This window comes from Sphaerimonospora cavernae (assembly GCF_042435035.1).
In the GTDB taxonomy this organism is placed as follows: Bacteria; Actinomycetota; Actinomycetes; order Streptosporangiales; family Streptosporangiaceae; genus Sphaerimonospora; species Sphaerimonospora cavernae.
In genome coordinates this window covers 1-18027 of the sequence record NZ_JBHMQT010000069.1, presented here as the reverse complement: position 1 = coordinate 18027, position 18027 = coordinate 1, and the positions used below count along the sequence as shown (strand labels likewise).

Annotated in this window: 18 protein-coding genes and 2 pseudogenes; 10 read left to right on the top strand and 10 right to left on the bottom strand. The window is 70.0% G+C overall.

What is annotated here, in order from left to right:
• Positions 1–67: 67 nt before the first annotated feature.
• Complete coding sequence (locus ACFHYQ_RS28385; RefSeq protein WP_394304215.1) at positions 68–472, top strand: SgcJ/EcaC family oxidoreductase; 405 nt, start codon at positions 68–70, stop codon at positions 470–472.
• Positions 469–1764: a sulfotransferase family protein gene (locus ACFHYQ_RS28380; RefSeq protein WP_394304214.1), complete on the top strand. Its 1296-nt coding sequence runs from the start codon at positions 469–471 to the stop codon at positions 1762–1764. Before ACFHYQ_RS28385 ends, ACFHYQ_RS28380 begins: the two co-directional genes overlap by 4 nt.
• A gap of 28 nt (positions 1765–1792) precedes the next feature.
• On the opposite strand, the gene ACFHYQ_RS28375 is transcribed toward ACFHYQ_RS28380, so the two are convergent.
• Together ACFHYQ_RS28375 and ACFHYQ_RS28370 are read right to left on the bottom strand one after the other, a co-directional pair.
• Positions 1793–2629, bottom strand: coding sequence for a sugar phosphate isomerase/epimerase family protein (locus ACFHYQ_RS28375; RefSeq protein ID WP_394304213.1), 837 nt, complete (start codon positions 2627–2629; stop codon positions 1793–1795).
• Entirely contained in the window at positions 2626–3633 is a 1008-nt protein-coding gene (locus ACFHYQ_RS28370; RefSeq protein WP_394304212.1) for an LLM class flavin-dependent oxidoreductase, read from the bottom strand. The genes ACFHYQ_RS28375 and ACFHYQ_RS28370 overlap by 4 nt, the downstream gene beginning before the upstream one ends.
• 127 nt (positions 3634–3760) lie before the next feature.
• Here ACFHYQ_RS28370 and ACFHYQ_RS28365 point away from each other — a divergent pair, with 127 nt between their 5' ends.
• Positions 3761–4726, top strand: coding sequence for an alpha/beta fold hydrolase (locus ACFHYQ_RS28365; RefSeq protein WP_394304211.1), 966 nt, complete (start codon positions 3761–3763; stop codon positions 4724–4726).
• A gap of 49 nt (positions 4727–4775) precedes the next feature.
• Positions 4776–5150, top strand: a complete 375-nt coding sequence (locus ACFHYQ_RS28360; protein WP_394304210.1) for a nuclear transport factor 2 family protein — start codon at positions 4776–4778, stop codon at positions 5148–5150.
• A gap of 5 nt (positions 5151–5155) precedes the next feature.
• Here ACFHYQ_RS28360 and ACFHYQ_RS28355 read toward each other — a convergent pair whose 3' ends face one another.
• The 3 genes from ACFHYQ_RS28355 to ACFHYQ_RS28345 are packed head-to-tail and all read right to left on the bottom strand — an operon-like array spanning position 5156 to position 10065.
• Positions 5156–6127 (bottom strand): alpha/beta fold hydrolase, encoded by a 972-nt coding sequence (locus ACFHYQ_RS28355; protein WP_394304209.1) that lies wholly within the window; start codon positions 6125–6127, stop codon positions 5156–5158.
• A gap of 42 nt (positions 6128–6169) precedes the next feature.
• Positions 6170–7714: an FAD-binding protein gene (locus ACFHYQ_RS28350; RefSeq protein ID WP_394304208.1), complete on the bottom strand. Its 1545-nt coding sequence runs from the start codon at positions 7712–7714 to the stop codon at positions 6170–6172.
• Positions 7711–10065: an arylsulfatase gene (locus tag ACFHYQ_RS28345; RefSeq protein ID WP_394304207.1), complete on the bottom strand. Its 2355-nt coding sequence runs from the start codon at positions 10063–10065 to the stop codon at positions 7711–7713. The genes ACFHYQ_RS28350 and ACFHYQ_RS28345 overlap by 4 nt, the downstream gene beginning before the upstream one ends.
• Positions 10066–10227: 162 nt before the next feature.
• Between ACFHYQ_RS28345 and cysC the strand changes: the two genes are divergently transcribed.
• A complete protein-coding gene (cysC, locus tag ACFHYQ_RS28340) occupies positions 10228–11499 on the top strand; it encodes an adenylyl-sulfate kinase (RefSeq protein ID WP_394304206.1) in 1272 nt (423 codons plus the stop codon).
• Positions 11496–12986 carry an MFS transporter gene (locus ACFHYQ_RS28335; RefSeq protein ID WP_394304205.1) on the top strand — a complete coding sequence of 497 codons (1491 nt, stop codon included), beginning with the start codon at positions 11496–11498 and terminating at the stop codon, positions 12984–12986. The genes cysC and ACFHYQ_RS28335 overlap by 4 nt, the downstream gene beginning before the upstream one ends.
• On the opposite strand, the gene menC is transcribed toward ACFHYQ_RS28335, so the two are convergent.
• Complete coding sequence (gene menC / locus ACFHYQ_RS28330) at positions 12976–14076, bottom strand: o-succinylbenzoate synthase (RefSeq protein WP_394304217.1); 1101 nt, start codon at positions 14074–14076, stop codon at positions 12976–12978. The genes ACFHYQ_RS28335 and menC overlap by 11 nt on opposite strands.
• 210 nt (positions 14077–14286) lie before the next feature.
• Between menC and ACFHYQ_RS28325 the strand changes: the two genes are divergently transcribed.
• Positions 14287–15192 carry a TolB-like translocation protein gene (locus tag ACFHYQ_RS28325; RefSeq protein WP_394304204.1) on the top strand — a complete coding sequence of 302 codons (906 nt, stop codon included), beginning with the start codon at positions 14287–14289 and terminating at the stop codon, positions 15190–15192.
• 30 nt (positions 15193–15222) lie between these two features.
• On the opposite strand, the gene ACFHYQ_RS28320 is transcribed toward ACFHYQ_RS28325, so the two are convergent.
• Complete coding sequence (locus tag ACFHYQ_RS28320; protein ID WP_394304203.1) at positions 15223–15651, bottom strand: ATP-binding protein; 429 nt, start codon at positions 15649–15651, stop codon at positions 15223–15225.
• Between the two features lie 130 nt (positions 15652–15781).
• Between ACFHYQ_RS28320 and ACFHYQ_RS28315 the strand changes: the two are divergent.
• The 3 genes and pseudogenes from ACFHYQ_RS28315 to ACFHYQ_RS28305 form a co-directional block, all read left to right on the top strand.
• Positions 15782–15946 (top strand): annotated as a pseudogene (locus ACFHYQ_RS28315) (helix-turn-helix domain-containing protein); the annotation flags it as partial.
• Positions 15932–16582 (top strand): DUF5753 domain-containing protein, encoded by a 651-nt coding sequence (locus ACFHYQ_RS28310; protein ID WP_394304216.1) that lies wholly within the window; start codon positions 15932–15934, stop codon positions 16580–16582. The pseudogene ACFHYQ_RS28315 and the gene ACFHYQ_RS28310, both read left to right, overlap by 15 nt.
• Before the next feature lie 9 nt (positions 16583–16591).
• Entirely contained in the window at positions 16592–16804 is a 213-nt protein-coding gene (locus tag ACFHYQ_RS28305) for a DUF397 domain-containing protein (protein WP_394304202.1), read from the top strand.
• Here the strand turns inward: ACFHYQ_RS28305 and ACFHYQ_RS28300 are convergent.
• The 3 genes and pseudogenes from ACFHYQ_RS28300 to ACFHYQ_RS28290 all read right to left on the bottom strand — a co-directional run.
• Positions 16797–17102 carry a hypothetical protein gene (locus tag ACFHYQ_RS28300; RefSeq protein ID WP_394304201.1) on the bottom strand — a complete coding sequence of 102 codons (306 nt, stop codon included), beginning with the start codon at positions 17100–17102 and terminating at the stop codon, positions 16797–16799. The genes ACFHYQ_RS28305 and ACFHYQ_RS28300 overlap by 8 nt on opposite strands.
• 258 nt (positions 17103–17360) lie before the next feature.
• Positions 17361–17486 (bottom strand): hypothetical protein, encoded by a 126-nt coding sequence (locus ACFHYQ_RS28295; protein WP_394304200.1) that lies wholly within the window; start codon positions 17484–17486, stop codon positions 17361–17363.
• A gap of 221 nt (positions 17487–17707) precedes the next feature.
• Positions 17708–17959, bottom strand: a pseudogene (locus tag ACFHYQ_RS28290) (ATP-binding protein); the annotation flags it as partial.
• Between the last annotated feature and the right edge of the window lie 68 nt (positions 17960–18027).

Sequence of the window (18027 nt, the reverse complement as noted above, 5' to 3'; positions counted from 1 at the left end):
ACCTACCGGTGGCTACCAGTCCCGAGTCTGCCGGATGGCGACTCTCTAACACTCATTAGGAGTTCCGATGCCCACCCGGGACGATATCCGCCAGTTGTGCGACGCCTACATAGCCGCCGTCTCGGCGCACGATCTCGACGCGGTCATCGCGTTGTTCGCCGAGGACGCCGTCCAGCATGAGCCGGTCGGCAGCCCGCCCAACGTCGGGCGTGCGGCGATCCTCGGCTTCTTCCGCGCGAGCAACGACGTTCCGTTCACCCTGACCCGGTTCGGCCCGGTCACCGTGGTCGGCGACCGGGCCGCCTTCCAGGTCCACGTGGCCATGGACACCCCGAACGGGCCGTTCGCGATGACCACGACCGATGTGATCACGGTGGACGAGAACTGCCGGATCACCGAGATCCTCGCCTTCCCCGACCGCGAGGCGAGCCCGGACGACGCGCCCGGGGCGAGGCTGGTGTTCGCCCGGTGAATGGCAACCCAGTGAACGCCAGTCCCCCGAATGTCGGGGCCGCGAAGCTGCGCATCGAGGACCTCCGCGACCCCGTCCTCACCGACGCCCAGCGGGCCGCGCTGGCCCATGCCGAGCGGCATCCCGCGGACCTCACCGTCGACGCGGTGCTCGCGCGGGCGCGGACCATCACGGGGCTCGACGACTTCGGCTCCGACGACTTCGTCGAACGGCTGCGGGTCTGGCTGGACGAGATCCGCCTGGACCCGAACCGTACGGCCCTGGCCGGGCGGATCATGTTCGACCTGTGCGTGAAGTACGCCGCGAACCGGCTGCGGATCACGGGGCTCCTGGCTCGCCATCCCAAGATCCACGACCAGGAGATCGTCGCGCCGCTGTTCATCACCGGGCTGCCGCGCACCGGCACGACGCACCTGGTGAACCTGCTGGCCGCCGACACCCGGTTCCGTTCGCTGCCGCTGTGGGAGGCCGACCAGCCGGTGCCCGACCGCGGCGAGGGTCCCGGCGTCGACGGCGTGGACCCCCGCTACGTGCGCTGCGACAGGGCGTGGCAGCGGATGCGGGCCGGCAACCCGTACCTGGCCGCCTGGCACCCGATGAACCCCGACTCGATCCATGAGGACATCGAGCTGTGGGCCAACGACTTCGCCGGCTACAACATCGAGTGGATCTTCCAGATGGCGCCCCGCTGGCGCGAGCACTACCTGGCCCACGACCAGACCTCCCACTACCGCTACCTGAAGACCGTGCTGAAGGTGCTGCAGTGGTACCGGCCGGGGGAGCGGTGGCTGCTCAAATGCCCGCAGCACCTGGAGAACCTGGGCCCGCTGATGGAGGTGTTCCCCGACGCCACCGTGGTCATGACCCACCGGGACCCGGTCGGCGCGGTCCAGTCGGCCGCGACCATGCGCGCGTACGGCTCCCGCACGGCCTACCGCAGGTTCGACGTCGCCGAGATCCTCGAATACTGGACCGACCTGATGGAACGGCTGCTGCGCGCCGGCGTCGACGACCGGCACCTGGTGCCCGAAGGTCGGATCCTCGACGTGTACTTCGACCGCTTCATGGCCGACACCATGGGCACGGTCGAGCAGGTCTACCGCCATGCCGGGATGGAGCTGACCGAGCGGGCCCGCGCCGAGATCATCGCGTACGTCGACGCGCACCCGCGCGACAAGCACGGGTCGATGACCTACGACCTGCGCGCCGACTTCGGCATCACCCCGGAACGGCTCCGCGACCGGTTCGCCTTCTACCTACGGCAGCACCCGGTTCCCGTAGAGGTCCGCTGAGCCGGTCCGGGTAACCCGCGTCGCGATGTCAGCGGCGCGCGGCCGCGATCACAGTGTGGGCCGCCCGGGCGGCGAGCGTGGCGGCCTCGGTGGTCGGCAGTGCGGCCAGTGCGTCGGACCATACCTCCACGCCGACCGGGGCGTCGACGCCGGCGGCCCGCAGTGCCCGCAGCGTGTCGGCGACTCGGGCGTCGCCGTGCCCGGGCAGCAGCCGGTGGTGCAGCGCCTCGTCGAGCAGGTCGCCACGGGGTACGGCGGGGGCGTCGTTGACCTGGATGCCGATGATGCTGCCGGTGACCTCCGGAACGAGTGTGTCGAGCCCGCCGCCGGCGCGGAAGTGGTGCCAGGTGTCGAAGAGCACGCCTCCGTTGGGGCGGCCGGCGAGCCGGGTGATGGCCGCCGCGGTGGCCAGGTCGGGGATCGCCGACCAGGGCAGCGCCTCCAGGCACACCAGCAGTCCGAGGCCGGCTGCGCGGTCGCACAGCGCGGCGAAACCCTCGGCGAGCATCTCGATCGGCGCCTTGTCTCTGCCCATCTCCACCACGACGATCGCCCTGGCACCGGCATCGGCGGCGAGCTCCCACAGCGCCTCCGTGCCTGCCCGTTCGGCCGAGTGGGGCTCCGGCTCGCCATGGTGGGCCGACCAGTGGGTGACCGCTTCGAGCTCGCCGATCTCCAGTCCGTGGTCGTCGAGGATCGTCCGCATCCCGGCCGGGGTCCATCCCTCGGCGCGGGCTCGCAGGCAGTCCCGTCGTTGCAGCCCGATGCCCCGGAAGCCGGCCGCCGCGGCGGCCTCGACCCGCTCCCTGAAGCCGCTGCCCTGGACCGTCCCGGCGCACAGCACCAGATCGTCTTGAGCCTTCATGACCTGGCCTGGCGTTCCCGCAGTTTCGGCACCACCTGATCGGTGAGCAGGTGCACGCACTTCCACGCCTCGTCGATCGGCATGCCGCCGACCAGCGGGTGCAGGGTGACCGACGAGGCCGGCCCCCGCGCGACCAGTTCGTCGACGAGCTGGTCCGGGGTGAGCACCCGGTAGCGGCCGGAGGCCTTGACGTCCTCGATGGTGGTGACGCCCCTGACGTGCATGACCGACCGCATGTCGGCGGCCGCCCAGGCGCCGTACTCCACGGCCTCCCACATCAGGTGCTCGCCGAGCTCGGCCCAGGCCTTGTCGGGGTCCTCGTGCAGGATCACCATGCCGGGGCGGTGCTCGCCCACCATGTCGACGACCGGCTCGATGCCCTCCTCGCGGCACAGCTCCTCGTAGTAGGCCTTCAGCTCCGGCAGGTACTCGGGGATCTGCAGCGGGAGCCGGAACCGGACCGCGCGGCGGGCGGTGGCCTTCGCCGAGCCGCCGACGAGGATCATCGGGTGCGGCCGGGTCAGCGGCCGCGGGGTGATCGCGACGGTCGCGCCGTTGTACTCGAAGGGCTCGCCGGCCCAGGCCTTCAGCAGCGTGTCCAGCAGTTCGTCCATGAGCCGGCCGCGCCGGGTGTAGTCCTTGCCCATCGCGGCGTACTCGATCGGCCGGTAACCCAGGCCGAGGGTGACCGTCATGCGGCCGCCGCTCATCTGGTCGACGACCGCGAGGTCCTCGGCCAGCCGGATCGGGTGCCACAGCGGGCCGAGCGCGGCGGCGACGCCGACCCGGATCCGGCTGGTGGCGGCCAGGATCATGCCGCCCTCGAGGATCGGGTTGCAGCTCCAGCCGAAGCCGCTGGCGTGGTGCTCGTCCAGGCTGACCAGATCGACGCCCTTGTCGTCCCCCCAGCGGGCCATCTCCAGGGCGGCGCGGAAGACCGTGGACTGCCGGGAGGGATCGGGATCGGGAAGGGCGAAGGTGAATCGCAGTCGGATGCTGCTCACGGGGCCTCCTGGGGGTGCCGCTCAGGGGAGAGGACCCATTATTGAACGATGTTCAACCCGCCTCCCGGTGATCCCGGTGGATGGGACGATCCCTGTGGTGTTCGACACGCCGCTCTAGGTTCCGGTCATGAGCGAGTGGACGCACCGGTTCTCCCGGATCAACGGGATCGACGTGCACTACGTGGAGCAGGGCAGCGGGCCGCTCGTGGTGCTGCTGCACGGCTTCCCGCACCTGTGGTTCAGTTGGCGCCACCAGATCGGCCCGATCGCCGACGCCGGGTTCCGGGTGGTCGCCCCGGACATGCGCGGGATGGGACGCACCTCGGCGCCGCGCGACTTCCGGCAGTACGACGTGCCGTCGATCACCGGCGATCTCCTCGGCCTGCTGGACCACCTCGGGGCGGAGAAGGCCATCTTCAGCGGGCTGGACTTCGGCATGTTCTCCGCCTACGACCTGGCCCACCTGCACCCCGAGCGGGTGGCGGCCCTCATCGGCCTGCAGAACCCGTTCATCAACTGGACGGAGAAACCGCCGCTCACGCTGGCCGCCGAGGCGGGACGCGAGCACTTCCACCACATCCACTACTTCAGCGAGCCGGGCGTCGCCGACCGCGACCTGGACGCGGCCCCGCGCCGGTTCCTCACCAAGGTCTTCCACACCCTGTCAGGCGCCGGCGACTACCTTCGCACCTGGGACCATCCGCCCGGCGCGACCTACATCGACGCCATGGAGGAGCCGCCGCCGCTGCCGTGGCCGTGGCTTACCGAGACGGAGCTGGAGTTCTACGTCGAGAACTACAGCGCGAGCGGCTTCACCGGCGGGCTGAACTGGTACCGCGTGGGAGACCTGCGCTGGGAGCAGCGTAAGGCGTTCGAGGGCCAGAAGATCACCGTGCCGTACTACTTCATCGGCAGCGAGAACGACATCGACCTCGCCGTCTTCCACGGCCGCGACCCGCTCGAACGGTTCGGCCAGTTCTACGCCGACGTCCGCGGCGTGCGCGTACTCGAAGGAGCCGGCCACATGATGCAGATGGAACGGCCCGGCGCGGTCAACGAGGTGATGCTGGAGTTCCTCGACACCCTCCGCTGAAGATCCCCCACGCTCGGCGGTGTCCGCCGGTGAACGAAAGGTTCCTGCGATGCCCCTGAACCGAGACAAGGTCGTCGAGGTCTGCGACGCCTACATCGCGGCGATGTCCTCCCACGACGCGGACCGGATCGTCGCGCTGTTCTCTCCGACGGCCACCCATGAGGAGCCGATCGACACTCCCGTACGGCACGGCCACGACGAGATCCGCGCCTTCGTGGCGAAGCACACCCACATGGGGTTCACGCTGACCCGGATGGGGCCGGTGACCGTGGTGGGCAACCGGGGCGCCTTCCAGGTGCGTGTCGACATTCCCACCCCGGACGGCGGCCGCGCCGTGACCGCCACGGACATGATCACGGTCGGTGACGACGGCCTGATCTCGGGCATCGTGGTGCTCCCCGACGCCCAGGCCGTCCCCGAGTAGATCGCTCAGGCCAGGCCGGTGAGGAAGCCCAGCATGATCTGGTTGACCTGATCGGCCGCCTCCATCTGCACGAAGTGCCCGGCGCCCGGGATGACGTGCACCTCGGCGAGGCCGGGCACCGAGGCCCGCATGTCGTTCATCGAGTCCGCCCCGACGATCTGCCGCACCGGGTCGCGGTCGCCGGTCACGAAGCAGACCGGGAGGGTGACCGGCTCGTCGGGCCGCTGCCGCTTCTCCCGCCAGATGTGGTCGGCGGCGCGGTACCAGTTCAGCCCCCCGGTGAAACCGGTCCGCGTGAACACCTCGACGTAGTGGTCGAACTCGGCCTCCGACAGCCACGGCCAGGGCAGCGGGGGCGCTTCGGGCAGCACGTCGAGATAGCCGTTGCCCTCGCTGGGGTGGCGGAAGATGTCCAGGTACCGGTACTCGCCGCTGAGCGCCCAAAAGACCCGGCGCAGGAAGCCGGCCGGGTCGGCGTCGAGCTCGGCGTCGGCGACGCCGGGCCGCTGGAAGTAGTGCAGGTGGAAGAAGTGCTTCTCGGCCTGCGCCGCGTTCGCTGTGCTCGGCAACACCGGTGAATCGCCCCTGCGCGGCACGCTGAGCTGGATCAACGCCCGCACCCGGCCCGGCGCCCACTGCGGCAGGTCCCAGACCAGGGCGGCGCCGAAATCGTGCCCGACGAACACCGCGTCCTCGATCTCGAGGGCGTCGAGCAGGCCGACCATGTCGGCGACGGTGGCGCCGCGGGCGTAGTCCCGGGGGTCGGCCGGCCGGTCGGTGCCGCCGTACCCGCGCATGTCGGGCGCGACGGCGCGGAAGCCGTTCCCGGCCAGCACCGGCATCTGGTGGCGCCAGCTGTAGGCCAGCCCGGGGAAACCGTGGCACATCACGACGGCGGGACCGGTGCCCTGGTCGAGGACGTGCATCCGCAGGCCGCCGACGTCGACGGTGCGCGAGGCGGCGTTCAACGGGTCCACTCGGGGGCCTCCTTCCGTTACGGCCGGCGGTGAGAGGTGGGATTACCGCTGGGCGGCCATGTCCAGGGCGGCGAGGTGGCTGAACACCATGCAGGACCCGATCGGGTTGCCGCCGCCGGGGTAGACGGTGCCGCTGGCCGCGGCCATCGAGTTGCCCGCGGCGTACAGGCCCTTGATCACCTGGCCCGAGGCGTCCAGCACCCGGGCCCGGGTGTCGGTGCGCAGCCCGCCCTTGGTGCCCAGGTCGGAGATCCCGAACGCGACCGCGTGGAAGGGGGCGTTCTCGATCGGGACCAGCGGCGAGCCGCCCTCGGCGAACGCCCGGTCGTACGGCTCGTCGCCGCGCTGGAAGTCGTCGTCCTTGTCGCGCTTGGCGAATTCGTTGAACCTGGCCACGGTCCGCTCCAGGTTCTCGGCCGGGACGCCGATCTTCTCGGCCAGCTCGGCGAGCGTCGGCGCGCTCACCCACAGCCCGGCCTCCCGGTAGGCCTCGGTCTCGCCCAGGGGGACGCTGGTCGACCGCACCGGCGGCCGCTCGCCGGCGCGGTCGTCGTAGATCATCCAGAACGGGAGGGTCACCCGGCCTTCTTCGATCTTCTCGATGACGACCCGGCCGAGCCGGTCGTAGGCCCACGACTCGTTGACGAAGCGCTCGCCGGAGTCGTCGACGAAGATGCCGCCGGTGAACCACAGGGAGAAGGTGGAGGTGCCGTCCGGGTGGGTGATGCCCGGCGACCACCAGGCCTCCGACATCAGGTCGACGTCGGCGCCGACGTCGATGCCCGCCTGGATGGCCTTGCCGAGGTTGCCGGCCGGCCCCATCGCGTCGCGGGCATCGCCGGGAACGCCGTACTTCGCGCGCATCTCCTGGTTGCGCTCGAAGCCGCCCGAGGCGATCAGCACGCCACGCCGGGCCCGGATGCGGCGCCGCACACCGTCCTGGACGACCACCGCGCCGACCACCGCGCCGCCGTCGCGGACGAGCTCGTCGCAGACCGTGTTGAGCCGCAGGTCGGCACTCTCCTGCTTGGACAGCGCCAGCAGGAGCCGGCCGATCAGCGCCTGCCCCCCGCCGATCAGGTCGGGCAGCGGCTGGCCGGCCCGGTCGGTGGGCAGCGGGGGACGCAGGGAGTCACGCAGCGAGCCGAGCTGTTCCGGCCGCAGCGGCATCATCATGATGTGCCGGCCGGTGGCCTTGGCCTTGGGCGCCGAGCCGAAGTAGTCCGGCCACGGGTAGACCATGAACTCGAAGTCGTCGTCGGACTCCAGGTAGTCGACGAGGGGCGCCCCGTTGTCGAGGAAGGCGTCCTGCAGCTCCCGCGGGGTGCGGTCGCCCACCACCGAGTAGTAGTAGGTCTTGGCGTCCTCGAGGGTGTCGTCGTCTCCGGCCTTCCTGAGCGCGGCGTTGCACGGGAACCACATTCCGCCGCCGGAGTAGGCGGTGGTGCCGCCGAACCTGTCGGTCGCCTCCACGAGGATCACCGATAGACCCTCGCGGGCCGCGGTGTAGGCACCGGTCAGCGCGCCGCCGCCGGAGCCGACCACCAGCACGTCGCACTCGTCGTCCCAGATCTGTTCCGCACTCATTCGAAAGTCGTTCCGATCTCTCGTAGTTTCGCCAGGGTCTCCGGTCCGGCGCCGGGGGCGTGCTCACCGGGTGTCCAGGTCACCGCGTGCAGGGTTCCCACGTACGGGAACGTCCCCTCGGCGTCGAACCGCCGCCACGACACCGGCGATCCGCGGTCGATGCCGATGTCGATGCCCTGGAACATCGCCTGTCCCATGGGCATCGGCAGGCCGTCGAGCCGGCCACGCTCCTCGCCGTCGACCTCGACCCGCACGTCGACATGGAGCCCGCCCCGCAGCGCGGTCGCCTCCAGCACGATCTGCCGCGGCCCGGGCTTGAGCGCGCCGCAGGCGAGCTCGCTCATCTCGCCGGAATGGTTGTGGAAGTAGGTCAGCCGGTCGTCGTCGACCGACATCGAGTAGCCGCCGCTCTTGCACCCGTGGGCGAACAGCACGCCGCGGTCGCCGGGGGCGAAGTCGAGTTCGACCAGCACCCGGAACGATCGCCGGTAGACCAGCATCAGCGAGCGGTACCGCTCCAGGGTGGGGGTTCCCGGGACCAGCCGCACCGGCCGGGCGTAGGCGTCCTCCCGTTCGGGACGCTGCGTCCGCAGCAGCCCGGAGCCTTCGTTGAGCGGGAACACCTGGTTCTCCCAGGCGGCCCGCTCCCACCGCGCGGCCAGGTCTGCGACGATCTTCGGATGGTCCGCGGCCAGGTCACGGGTCTGGGTCGGGTCGGTCCGCAGGTCGTAGAGCTGCCACTCGCCGTCGTCGAAACGGGTCCGCGGCGCGTGCCGGGTCACGATCTCCCAGCCGTCGCGGTAGTAGCCGCGGTGGCCCACCATCTCGAAGTACTGCTCCCGGTGGGTCTCGGGCGCCTCGGCGTCGGTCAGCGAACCCAGGAAGCTGTGCCCGGCCAGCGGCTTGAGCGGCACCCCGTGGCGGTGGTCCGCGTCGTCCGCCTTCGTGATCTCGAGGATCGTCGGGTAGAGGTCGGTGGCGTGGACGTACTGGCGCCGGATCTGCCCGGCGACGCCGGTCAGCCCGCGCGGCCAGGAGACGACCGCCGGTACGGTGTGACCGCCGGCATGCGTGTTGATTTTGTAGAGGCGGAACGGCGTGTTCGAGGCCATCGCCCATCCGCGCGGGTAGTGCGGCAGCGAGCGCGGGCCGCCGATCTGGTCGAACGCCGCCAGGTCCCGGTCGAAGGCCCCATCGAGATCGCCGCCGCCGTGGTAGTGCCGCAGCACGTCGAAGTACTGGCTGGTGCCCTGCGACTCGCCTTCCCGGGAGGCGCCGTTGTCGGAGGTGAACAGCACGAAGGTGTTGTCCCACTCGCCGAGCTCCTCGAGGGTTTCACGCAGCCGGCCCAGGGAGGTGTCCACGGTCTGCACCATGGCCGCGTAGACCTCCATGTAGCGGGCGAAGACCTTCTTCTGGTCGTCGGTCAGTTCGTCCCAGGCGGGCACGTCGTCGCCGGGTTCGCTGTTGCGCGGGGCGAGCACGGTGCCGGGAGCCACGATGCCGAGCCGCTGCTGCCGTTCGAGACGCTCCTCGCGGATCCGGTCCCACCCCTGCTCGTAGGCGCCCCGGTGCCGTTCGATGTCCTCGGCCGGCGCGTTCAGCGGGGCGTGTACGGCGCCGTGCGCGAAGTAGAGGAAGAACGGCTTGGCGGGGTCGGACGCCTTGGCCGACCGGACCATCCCGATCGCGCGGTCGGTGATGTCGTCGGTGAAGTAGTAGTCCTCGGGGAAGGCGTCCGGTGTGATCCTGGTGTTGTCGCAGTACAGGGCATGCGGGTGGAACATGTCCGTCATCCCGTCCATGATCCCGTAGAAGCGGTCGAACCCGCGCTGCAGCGGCCAGGACTTCCGCGAGCCGGTGTCGGTGATGTCGGCGTCCTTGCACAGGTGCCACTTGCCGACCATGAAGGTGGCGTAGCCGTTGTCGCGCAGCACCTCGGCGACCGTCGTGACGTCGTCGGCGAGCTCCATCGCCAGCCCGGGGAATCCCGGATCGGCGTGGGCGACGTAGCCGATCCCCGCGGCGTGTGAGTTCCGCCCGGTGAGCAGGGCGGCCCGGGTGGGCGAGCACATCGGGGTGACGTGGAAGTTGGTGTAGCGGACGCCCTCGGCCGCGAGCCTGTCGATGTTCGGGGTGACGATCTCCGACCCGAAGCAGCCGATGTCGGAATATCCCATGTCGTCGCAGAGGATCACCACGACGTTCGGAGCGCCCTCCGCCGCCTGACCCCGCGGGGGCCACCACGGCTGGGAGCCGGCCATGGTCCGGCTGATCCGGCCCTGGAAACCGGCGTAGGCCCGTGACGAGGCGGGGAGTTCTTCGGGGATACCGCGAGCATCGAGTGCCATGGGCCCATGTTCGCGGCAACCGGGCCGGCGATCCGCTCCGGTCTCACTGTCCAGGACGCGACGACCGCCGGCGGTCCCACTGAGTGACGCGGGCGATCGCATGACCGGATGGTCCTGTCATGCTGGCCGGACCTGCCGCATTCCATATCGGGGGCTTGTGACATGACAACACAGAGCAGCGCCGGCCTGTCCGAGACAGCCGGTGCCGAGCGACGTACGGCGATGCAGTACTGCCCCTCGGCACGGGTGCTGGACGACCTGGAGTTGCTGAGCAACGGCGCGCTCGCGTCCGGCTTCGAGGGCCCGGAGGGTCTGGTCACGCTGCGGGTGCCCCCGGAGGTCGCCGCCGACGGGATCGCGGCGGGTGAGCTGGAGCTGGTCGACCCCGAGGGTCTGCCGCTGGCGCGTCTGACGGTGCGCTCCACCTACCCGGCCGGGGAACTGACCGGGATCGAAGGAGAGGTGTCCCCGCTCAGCGAGCGCGCGTACGGCCCGTTCCGCCGGTTCTATCTCTCGCCCGGGCAGGTCAGGGACCGGTACGGCGAACGCGCGGTCACCGTGCCGGTCGCCGGGCCGCTCACGCTTGGGGACGTCGAGCACATAGCGGACGTCGCCCGCGGCCGTCCCGTCGTTCTGCTCGCGCTCGCGGGCCACGGGACTCCCCGGGGGCTCTCCGCGGTCGGCCTGATCCGGGCCACGTCGGCGGCCGCCGGGGCGATCCCCGACGCGCACGTGGTCGCCGTTCCCCTGGCATCACGTGGTGACGCGGAACTCGACCGGACCCTTCGCGAGCGCGTCGTGGCGGCGTACGCCCCCGGCGAGATCGCGTCCGTCGCCGGAGGGAGCGACGCCTACCCCGATGAGGTCGCCCGCGTCGTCGAGTTCGAACGCGCGGGCGGCCTGGTCGTCTTCTTCACCGGGCTGTCCGGGAGCGGCAAGTCCACCTTGGCCCGTGCCCTGCACGACCTGGTCCTCGAACGAGGCGAACGCACCGTCACCAGCCTGGACGGCGACGTCGTCCGGCGGAACCTCTCGGCCGGGCTGACGTTCTCCCGGGCCGACCGCGAGACCAACATCCTCAGGATCGGCTGGGTGGCCGCGGAGGTGAGCCGCCACGGCGGCGTCGCGATCTGCAGCCCGATCGCCCCGTTCGAGTCGACCCGGCGGCAGGTCCGCGCCACGGTCGAGCAGGCCGGGGGCACCTTCTTCCTGGTGCACGTCGCCACCCCGCTGGAGGAATGCGAGCGCCGCGACCGCAAGGGACTGTACGCCAAGGCCCGACGCGGGCAGATCCCCGACTTCACCGGGATCTCCTCCCCGTACGAAGAGCCCGCGGACCCCGACGTACGGGTGGACACCACCGGGCGCAGCGTCGGCGACGCCCTCGACGACGTGCTCGCGGTGCTTCACGACCGTGGTCTCCTGCGGCGGTGAGACGATGCACGGAGCGGAACGCCGTGACTGAGGCGCCGCACGACACGACGGAAGTCAGGACGCCGCCTCTGTCCGGCCGAACCGGTCGATCCGGGAGCTCTGGGCGGTGGCGTGAGCGGGCCGTGCTCGCGGCGTTGATCATGCTGGCGTCCTCGACCGCGGTCGTGGCAAGCCTGGGCGCGCCTCTCGTCCCTCGCATCGCCGAGGCCGAGGGCGTCTCCCTCGGGAACGCCCAATGGGTCCTCACGGTCACCTTCCTGGCCGGCGCGGTCACCGCGCCGCTGATCGGCCGGGCCGGCTCGGGGCGGCACCGCCGCCCGGTGATCCTGGCGGGGCTGGCCGTGGTCGTGCTCGGCTCCGTCCTGGCGGCGCTCCCGCTCGGCTTCGGGGCCATGCTGCTGGGGCGGGTGATGCAGGGCCTGGGCCTGAGCCTGACGCCGCTCGCGATCGCCATCGCCAGAGACATCCTCCCGGCCGGTCGGCGGGAGGCCGCCATCGCCACGCTCTCGCTGACCACCGTCACGGGCGCCGGGCTGGGCTACCCGATCGCCTCCCTGATCGTCAGCCACTTCGGCGTGGCCGCGGCGTACTGGTGCGGAGCGCTGCTGAGCGCGCTCACCCTGCTCGCGTGCGCCCTCACGATCCCGCGTCACCACGAGCGTGAGGACGGCCGGCTGGACCTGCTCGGCGCCGCGCTGCTCGGCGGCGGTGCCGGCACGCTGCTGCTCGTCATCAGCCAGGTGCACGACTGGGGCGTGCGGAGCGCGGTCACGCCGGCCATGACCGCGGCAGCCGTACTGCTGCTGGGCGTCTGGGCCTGGTGGACCCTGAGAGTGGTCGGCCGGCCGCTGGTCGACCTGCGCCTCGCGCTGCGGCCCGGCGTCCTCGGCGCGAACGTCACCGCGCTGCTGGCGGGGTGCGGCATGTACATGATGGTGACCATCGCGGTGCTGCTCGTGCAGGCGCCGACCGGCACCGGGTACGGCCTCGGCTACTCGGTGGTCATGGCCGGCATGATGCTGGTCCCGTACTCCATCGCGAGCGTGCTCGGGTCCAAGGCGAGCCCCTGGCTGTTGCGGTTCATCAGCCCGGACCAGTTGCTGCCCCTCGGATGCCTGTGGTTCATGCTCGGAGCCCTGTCCATGGCCTGCTTCCGTACACAGCTGTGGCAGTTGCTGCTGAGCATGCTGATCTCCGGGTTCGGCAGCGGATGCTCCTTCGCGGCGATGCCGGGGCTGATCGTCCGCTTCGTACCGCCTAAGGAGACCGGCAGCGCGATGAGCTTCAACATGATCCTGCGCTATCTGGGCTTCTCCACGGGAAGCACGCTGGTGCTGACGATCCTCCAGCTGTTCTCAGCCCCGTCCGGGGCGCTCACCGACGGCGGGTTCACCGCCGCCGCGCTGTCCGCCGCCGGCGTGTCGGGCCTCGCGGCGGTGGTGGCGTTCTGGCTCGGCCGAGCCGTACCGGCGGTGTCTAACGGGTGATCCACTCGGCGGAGGTCGTGACCTCGTCCAGGATGTCCGGGACGGGGTCCACGCCGATGCCGGGGCCGGTGGGCACGTCCAGGTGGCCGTCGTTCAGCTCGAACGGCGGGGTGATGTCGGTCGCGAAGTAGCGGCGCGAGGCGGACGTGTCGCCCGGCAGGGTGAAGCCGGGCAGGGCGGCCAGGGCGACGTTGGCGGCGCGGCCGATGCCCGTCTCCAGCATGCCGCCGCACCACAGGCCGACGCCGTGGGCGCGGGCCACGTCGTGGATGCGGCGGGCCTCCAGGTAGCCGCCGACGCGACCCGGCTTGACGTTGATGATCGAGCACGCGCCCAGGGTGATGGCGGCGGCCGCGTGCTCGGCCGACTCGATCGACTCATCCAGGCAGATCGGGGTGGTGATCCGGCGGGCGAGGGCGGCGTGCTGGACGATGTCGTCGTCGGCCAGGGGCTGCTCGATGAGCAGCAGGTCGAAGGCGTCGAGCCTGGCCAGGTGAGGGGCGTCGGCCAGGGTGTAGGCGGCGTTGGCGTCGACCTGGAGCGGCAACTCGGGGCCGAACCGCTCGCGAACGGCGCGGACGGGCGCCACGTCCCAGCCGGGCTGGATCTTCAGTTTGATCCGGATGTAACCCTGGGCCAGGTAGCCCTCGACGGTGTCGAGCAGTTCGGGAATTGAGCCCATGATGCCGATCGACACCCCGCACGGGACGCGGTCGGCGACAGCGCCGAGATACGCGGCGAGGGACTCGCGGCGGCCACGCAACTGAGCGTCCAGGACCGCCGTCTCCAGCGCGGCCTTGGCCATCCGGTGGCCTTTGAACGGCGCCAGCGCGCGGCCGGCGGCCTGGGCGTCGGCCTGGTCGGGCAGCGCCGGGATGAGGAAACGGCGCATGGCCTCGGCGGCGCCGTCGACGTATTCGGGGGAGTAGAGCGGCTGCGACATGGCCACGCACTCGGCCCACCCCTCGGCCTCCGGCGTGACCACCCGTACGAGCAGCACGTCACGCGTGGTCTCGGTGCCGAACGAGGTGCGGAACGGCGCGACCAGCGGCATCGCGATCCGCCGCAGCTCGATTCCAGTGATCTTCATGGTCATGTGCGGCGTCTCGCCGCTACTCCTTCCGGTAGGACCGCCGCCGCGCGCCGTGGCTGTGCCCGGGCAGGTGCGGTCCGACAATTCTGCCAACCGCCGAGGAGGCCGCGGCCGCGCGTTCGACGACGCCCACCGGTTCGCGACGTTCCTGCGACGGTAACCGCTCGAACCGGCAACTTTCTGGAGAGTTCCGGCATCTCATGGAGCATGAGATTCCGTACGACTCTCGCGACGCTCCTCCTGACGTCCCTGATCCTGACTGGACAGCCCGCGGCCGCCGCCACGCCGGTCACGATCGCGTACGCGCAGCGAACCCAGACCTGGGAGCTGGTGCTGACCAACGGAGACGTGGTGGAGGTGCCCGAGGCGCTCACCAAGGCGCCCGCCGATGCGGCCAATGCCGGTGCGCAGGCGCCGTTCCTGGTCAGCGGGGACGGCCGGCATTTCTTTTATTACCGGAAATCGGATGGGCTGTTCGTCGAGCGGACCCTGAACGGCACGGAAAGGGTGGTGTCACGGCGGATCACGGCGTTCGCGATCAACGAGGAGTGGCCGTTGGTGTCGGACGACGGCAGTTACATCGTCGTGTCGACCTCGGCGCCGGGGCTGGGGGTCTTCGTGGACCTGCGGAAGGGCAAGACGCTGCCGCTTCCGGGAAAGACGGACGCGTGGGGCTTCAACGGATTCAGCCCGGACGGCAAGCGGCTGCTGCTGTCAGGGGATCGGCTGACCGTGTTCGATCGAGGGCTGCGCGCCCGGACACGGCTGAAGACGGGGCTGTATCCGACGGCGCTGGCGAATGACTACCACACGGCCGCCGTGCCTGTCGGAAAGTGGGAGAAGTATCGCAAGCTGCGCCTGCTCAACGTGCGTACCGGCCACGCGAGCCGCCCGGTGACCGTACGGCTGCCGCGCGGGCAGTACATCGACGACCTCGACTTCGACCAGGCGGGACGTCTGATCATTCGGTCGAAGACCCGGACCGGCGTGGCGATCTACCGGGTCTCGAAGTCGACCGGCAAGGTGACGCCGCTCCGGACGATCGCCAGGCCCGATGTGAAGGTCTGGGTCCTCCCGGGAGACAGTACGTACGAGAAGTGGACCGAAAAGTAAAACCAGGCGCACACACCCGGCTCCGGGATCTCACGAAGGTTCCCGCTCGGTGCAGATGAACCAGACGGTCTTGCCTTCCGGTGCGGGGTCGACGCCCCACCGGTCGGTGTAGGCCGTGACGATCGCCAGCCCGCGGCCGTGCTCTTCATCGGGGTCAGCCTGGAGAGGAGCGGGCCATACGGTGCTGTGGTCGGTCACCTCGCCCCGTACGCTCCGGCCGTACCGGAACAGGGAGAGGGTCACCGGCGACTTCGCGTGGACGACCGCGTTGGTGACCACCTCCGAGATGGCCATGGTCACGTCCTCGGTGAGGGTGGACAGGCCCCAGGCGGTGAGGGCTTCCCGGGCGAGTCGGCGCGCCCTGCCCACCGTTTCGGGGGCGGCGGGCAGATCCCAGCACGCCCCCCGTGCGCCGTCGTGACTTATGGGGTGCGGGGGGATGAGGTTAGGGTTCTTCATCAGGTCAGGTAGCTCCGAGTTCCTGATCCAGTCCTCGGGCGGGTGGTCGCGTCACCACGCCCGAGGACGCCGGGGCTGTCTCCGCTCGCTGTGATCTGGGCGAGTCCGTCGACGCCGTCTCTCCGCCGAGCTCATTCGGCTGCGTGAACAGGCCGGACTCAGCGTCGAAGAGGCCGGGCGTCGGCTGGAATGGTCACGTGGCCGTCTCAACAAGATGGAGGCCAACAAGTGGACCAGGCCGGACCTGGGAAACATCCGGGCGCTCCTCGACCTGTACTCGGTGACAGACCCCGTGCAGCGCGAAGCCGTCCTGACGCTCGCCCGCCAGTCACGGGAGAAGGGATGGTGGGCCAACTATCAAGACGTCTGGCGTGGTTCCTTGCCAGGGTTCGAAGCGGAAGCATCCTTGATCAATACTTATGAGGATCTCCGCGTGCCGGGACTGCTGCAGACCGAGGACTACGCCACGGCGATGTTCAAGGGCGGCCGCGTGTTGGAAGACGCCAAGATTCGTCGCCGGGTGGAGGCGCGGATGGCGAGACAAAGCGTCCTACATGACGCGACGGCGCCCACTCTGTGGGCCGTGATCGACGAAGCCGCGCTGACCAAGACGGTGGGCGGATCGGCGGTGGTACGGCAGCAACTGCGGCATCTCATCGAGATGAGTGCCAGGCCGAACATCTACGTACAGGTCCTTCCGGATTCGGCTGGAGCCCATGCCGCCATGGACGGCGCATTCACGATCCTGAACTTCCATGATCAGAGTGATCCAAGCATCGTGTACATCGAGACGGCGACGAGCGACCTGTATTTGGAGACCCCCGAAGAGCTCGAGCGCTATAGGCTGATCTTCGACCTCGTACGGTCATCCGCGCTCAGTCCAGACTTATCGGTGGCGCACCTGGCCAAACTGATCGATCAACTAAGCTAGGAGACGATCATGGGTCTTCCCCAGTCCTACCCCTTCACCTGGCGAAAGAGCTCCTATTCCGGATCGGGTGACAACTGCGTCGAGGTGGCCGTGCTCGCGAGTGGAGGCCGGGCTGTACGGGACTCCAAGGATTCCGACGGTCCCGTCCTGACGTTCACCCCAACCGAATGGCACGCCTTCATCAGCAGGGCCAAAGACGGGGAGTTCGATGACCTCAGCTGAGTGCCGTGCCGTACGGCACGGGTAGGCGGGCGTCGTCGTCGAGCAGCCCGGCCTCCACCAGGAACTCCCGGGCGCGCTGCCGGGACTCCTGGGGCAGCTTGCCGTGCCCGCTCTCATACTCCGCCATCAGCTCCCGAGCGGCGGCGCGGCCCACCGCATGAAGCGCGGCGACGTGGGCTTTCTCGACGGCGGCCTCGGCCGGCAACGCGGAGACCGGCCTGCCCTCTTCCGTAGCCGCCGCCTTGATCGTCCTCTCGACCTCCGGAGGCACCGAGATCGACAGCTTCCGTGCGGTCATGGCTCCACCGTAGTAGGAAAGCGTTCCTACCGTTCTCGCTATGTTGGAGGTGTCCTCGCCGAGCCCGCCCGCCCTTGATGGTGATTCAGTTGGTCCGGGTGTTCGGGAGATGGCCGCCGAGGTAGCCGACCCAGATCTTGCGTTCGGCGCCGTACAAGTGTCACCCGCCTGGCTCACCCAGCACCCACGCCAGGCGGCGTCGTAATGCCGAGGTAGCCGATGGCCCGCTATCCGGAGCCAGGATCTATCGGCTCGTGGTCAGTCGATCGGGTCGCAGAGGCCTGAACCGAGGTCGTCGTCCACCACCCGGAGCGCGGTCTCGGCACGGGAGGCGAGGGCGACCGGGGGACACGGCCGACCGGGATAGCACGCATGCTGACGCAACCTCAGAGGTTTGGGGGTGTGAGGGAAACTGAGGAAAGGAAGAGGGCGCGGTCCGTGGACCGCGCCCTCGGGGGCTATTGCCCCGGGTTAGCTTGTGTCGCTTGCGCGATGACCTAAGGATACCCAGATCAGTGGCCGTCGCACCGGGATTTCGCGAAGCTGGAGTCGGGGAAACTCGGAGATCGCGGCGGTTCGCAGTCCGTGGGCGGGGCAAACTGTGCTCAATCGGTCGCGAGCTGGAACCAGACCACGCGGCCGGTTCCGGTGTCGTGCCAGCCCCAGGCTGTGGCCAGTTCCCGCACCAGCCACAGACCACGCCCTCCGTCGCCCGCCCGGTCGACGTCGATGCTCATGCCGGTGTCGTCGCCGGGATGGATCTCGGGTTTGTTGACGGCTGAGCCGGCGTCGATGACATCGATGTGGAGCGTTCCATCACGCAGTGCGGCGGCGATGGTGACCTGGCCGCCGGCCGGGCGGAGTCGGTGTCGGGTAGCCCCAGCGCATTACTGCGCCGGGGCCCCCTCAGAACCGGACGTGCCAC

Coding starts and splice junctions, on each gene's coding strand:
- ACFHYQ_RS28385 (WP_394304215.1), top strand. CDS start 68: ATGCCCACCCGGGACGATATCCGCCAGTTGTGCGACGCCTACATAGCC.
- ACFHYQ_RS28375 (WP_394304213.1), bottom strand. CDS start 2,629: ATGAAGGCTCAAGACGATCTGGTGCTGTGCGCCGGGACGGTCCAGGGC.
- ACFHYQ_RS28365 (WP_394304211.1), top strand. CDS start 3,761: ATGAGCGAGTGGACGCACCGGTTCTCCCGGATCAACGGGATCGACGTG.
- ACFHYQ_RS28360 (WP_394304210.1), top strand. CDS start 4,776: ATGCCCCTGAACCGAGACAAGGTCGTCGAGGTCTGCGACGCCTACATC.
- ACFHYQ_RS28350 (WP_394304208.1), bottom strand. CDS start 7,714: ATGAGTGCGGAACAGATCTGGGACGACGAGTGCGACGTGCTGGTGGTC.
- ACFHYQ_RS28345 (WP_394304207.1), bottom strand. CDS start 10,065: ATGGCACTCGATGCTCGCGGTATCCCCGAAGAACTCCCCGCCTCGTCA.
- cysC (WP_394304206.1), top strand. CDS start 10,228: ATGACAACACAGAGCAGCGCCGGCCTGTCCGAGACAGCCGGTGCCGAG.
- menC (WP_394304217.1), bottom strand. CDS start 14,076: ATGAAGATCACTGGAATCGAGCTGCGGCGGATCGCGATGCCGCTGGTC.
- ACFHYQ_RS28325 (WP_394304204.1), top strand. CDS start 14,287: ATGAGATTCCGTACGACTCTCGCGACGCTCCTCCTGACGTCCCTGATC.
- ACFHYQ_RS28320 (WP_394304203.1), bottom strand. CDS start 15,651: ATGAAGAACCCTAACCTCATCCCCCCGCACCCCATAAGTCACGACGGC.
- ACFHYQ_RS28305 (WP_394304202.1), top strand. CDS start 16,592: ATGGGTCTTCCCCAGTCCTACCCCTTCACCTGGCGAAAGAGCTCCTAT.
- ACFHYQ_RS28300 (WP_394304201.1), bottom strand. CDS start 17,102: ATGACCGCACGGAAGCTGTCGATCTCGGTGCCTCCGGAGGTCGAGAGG.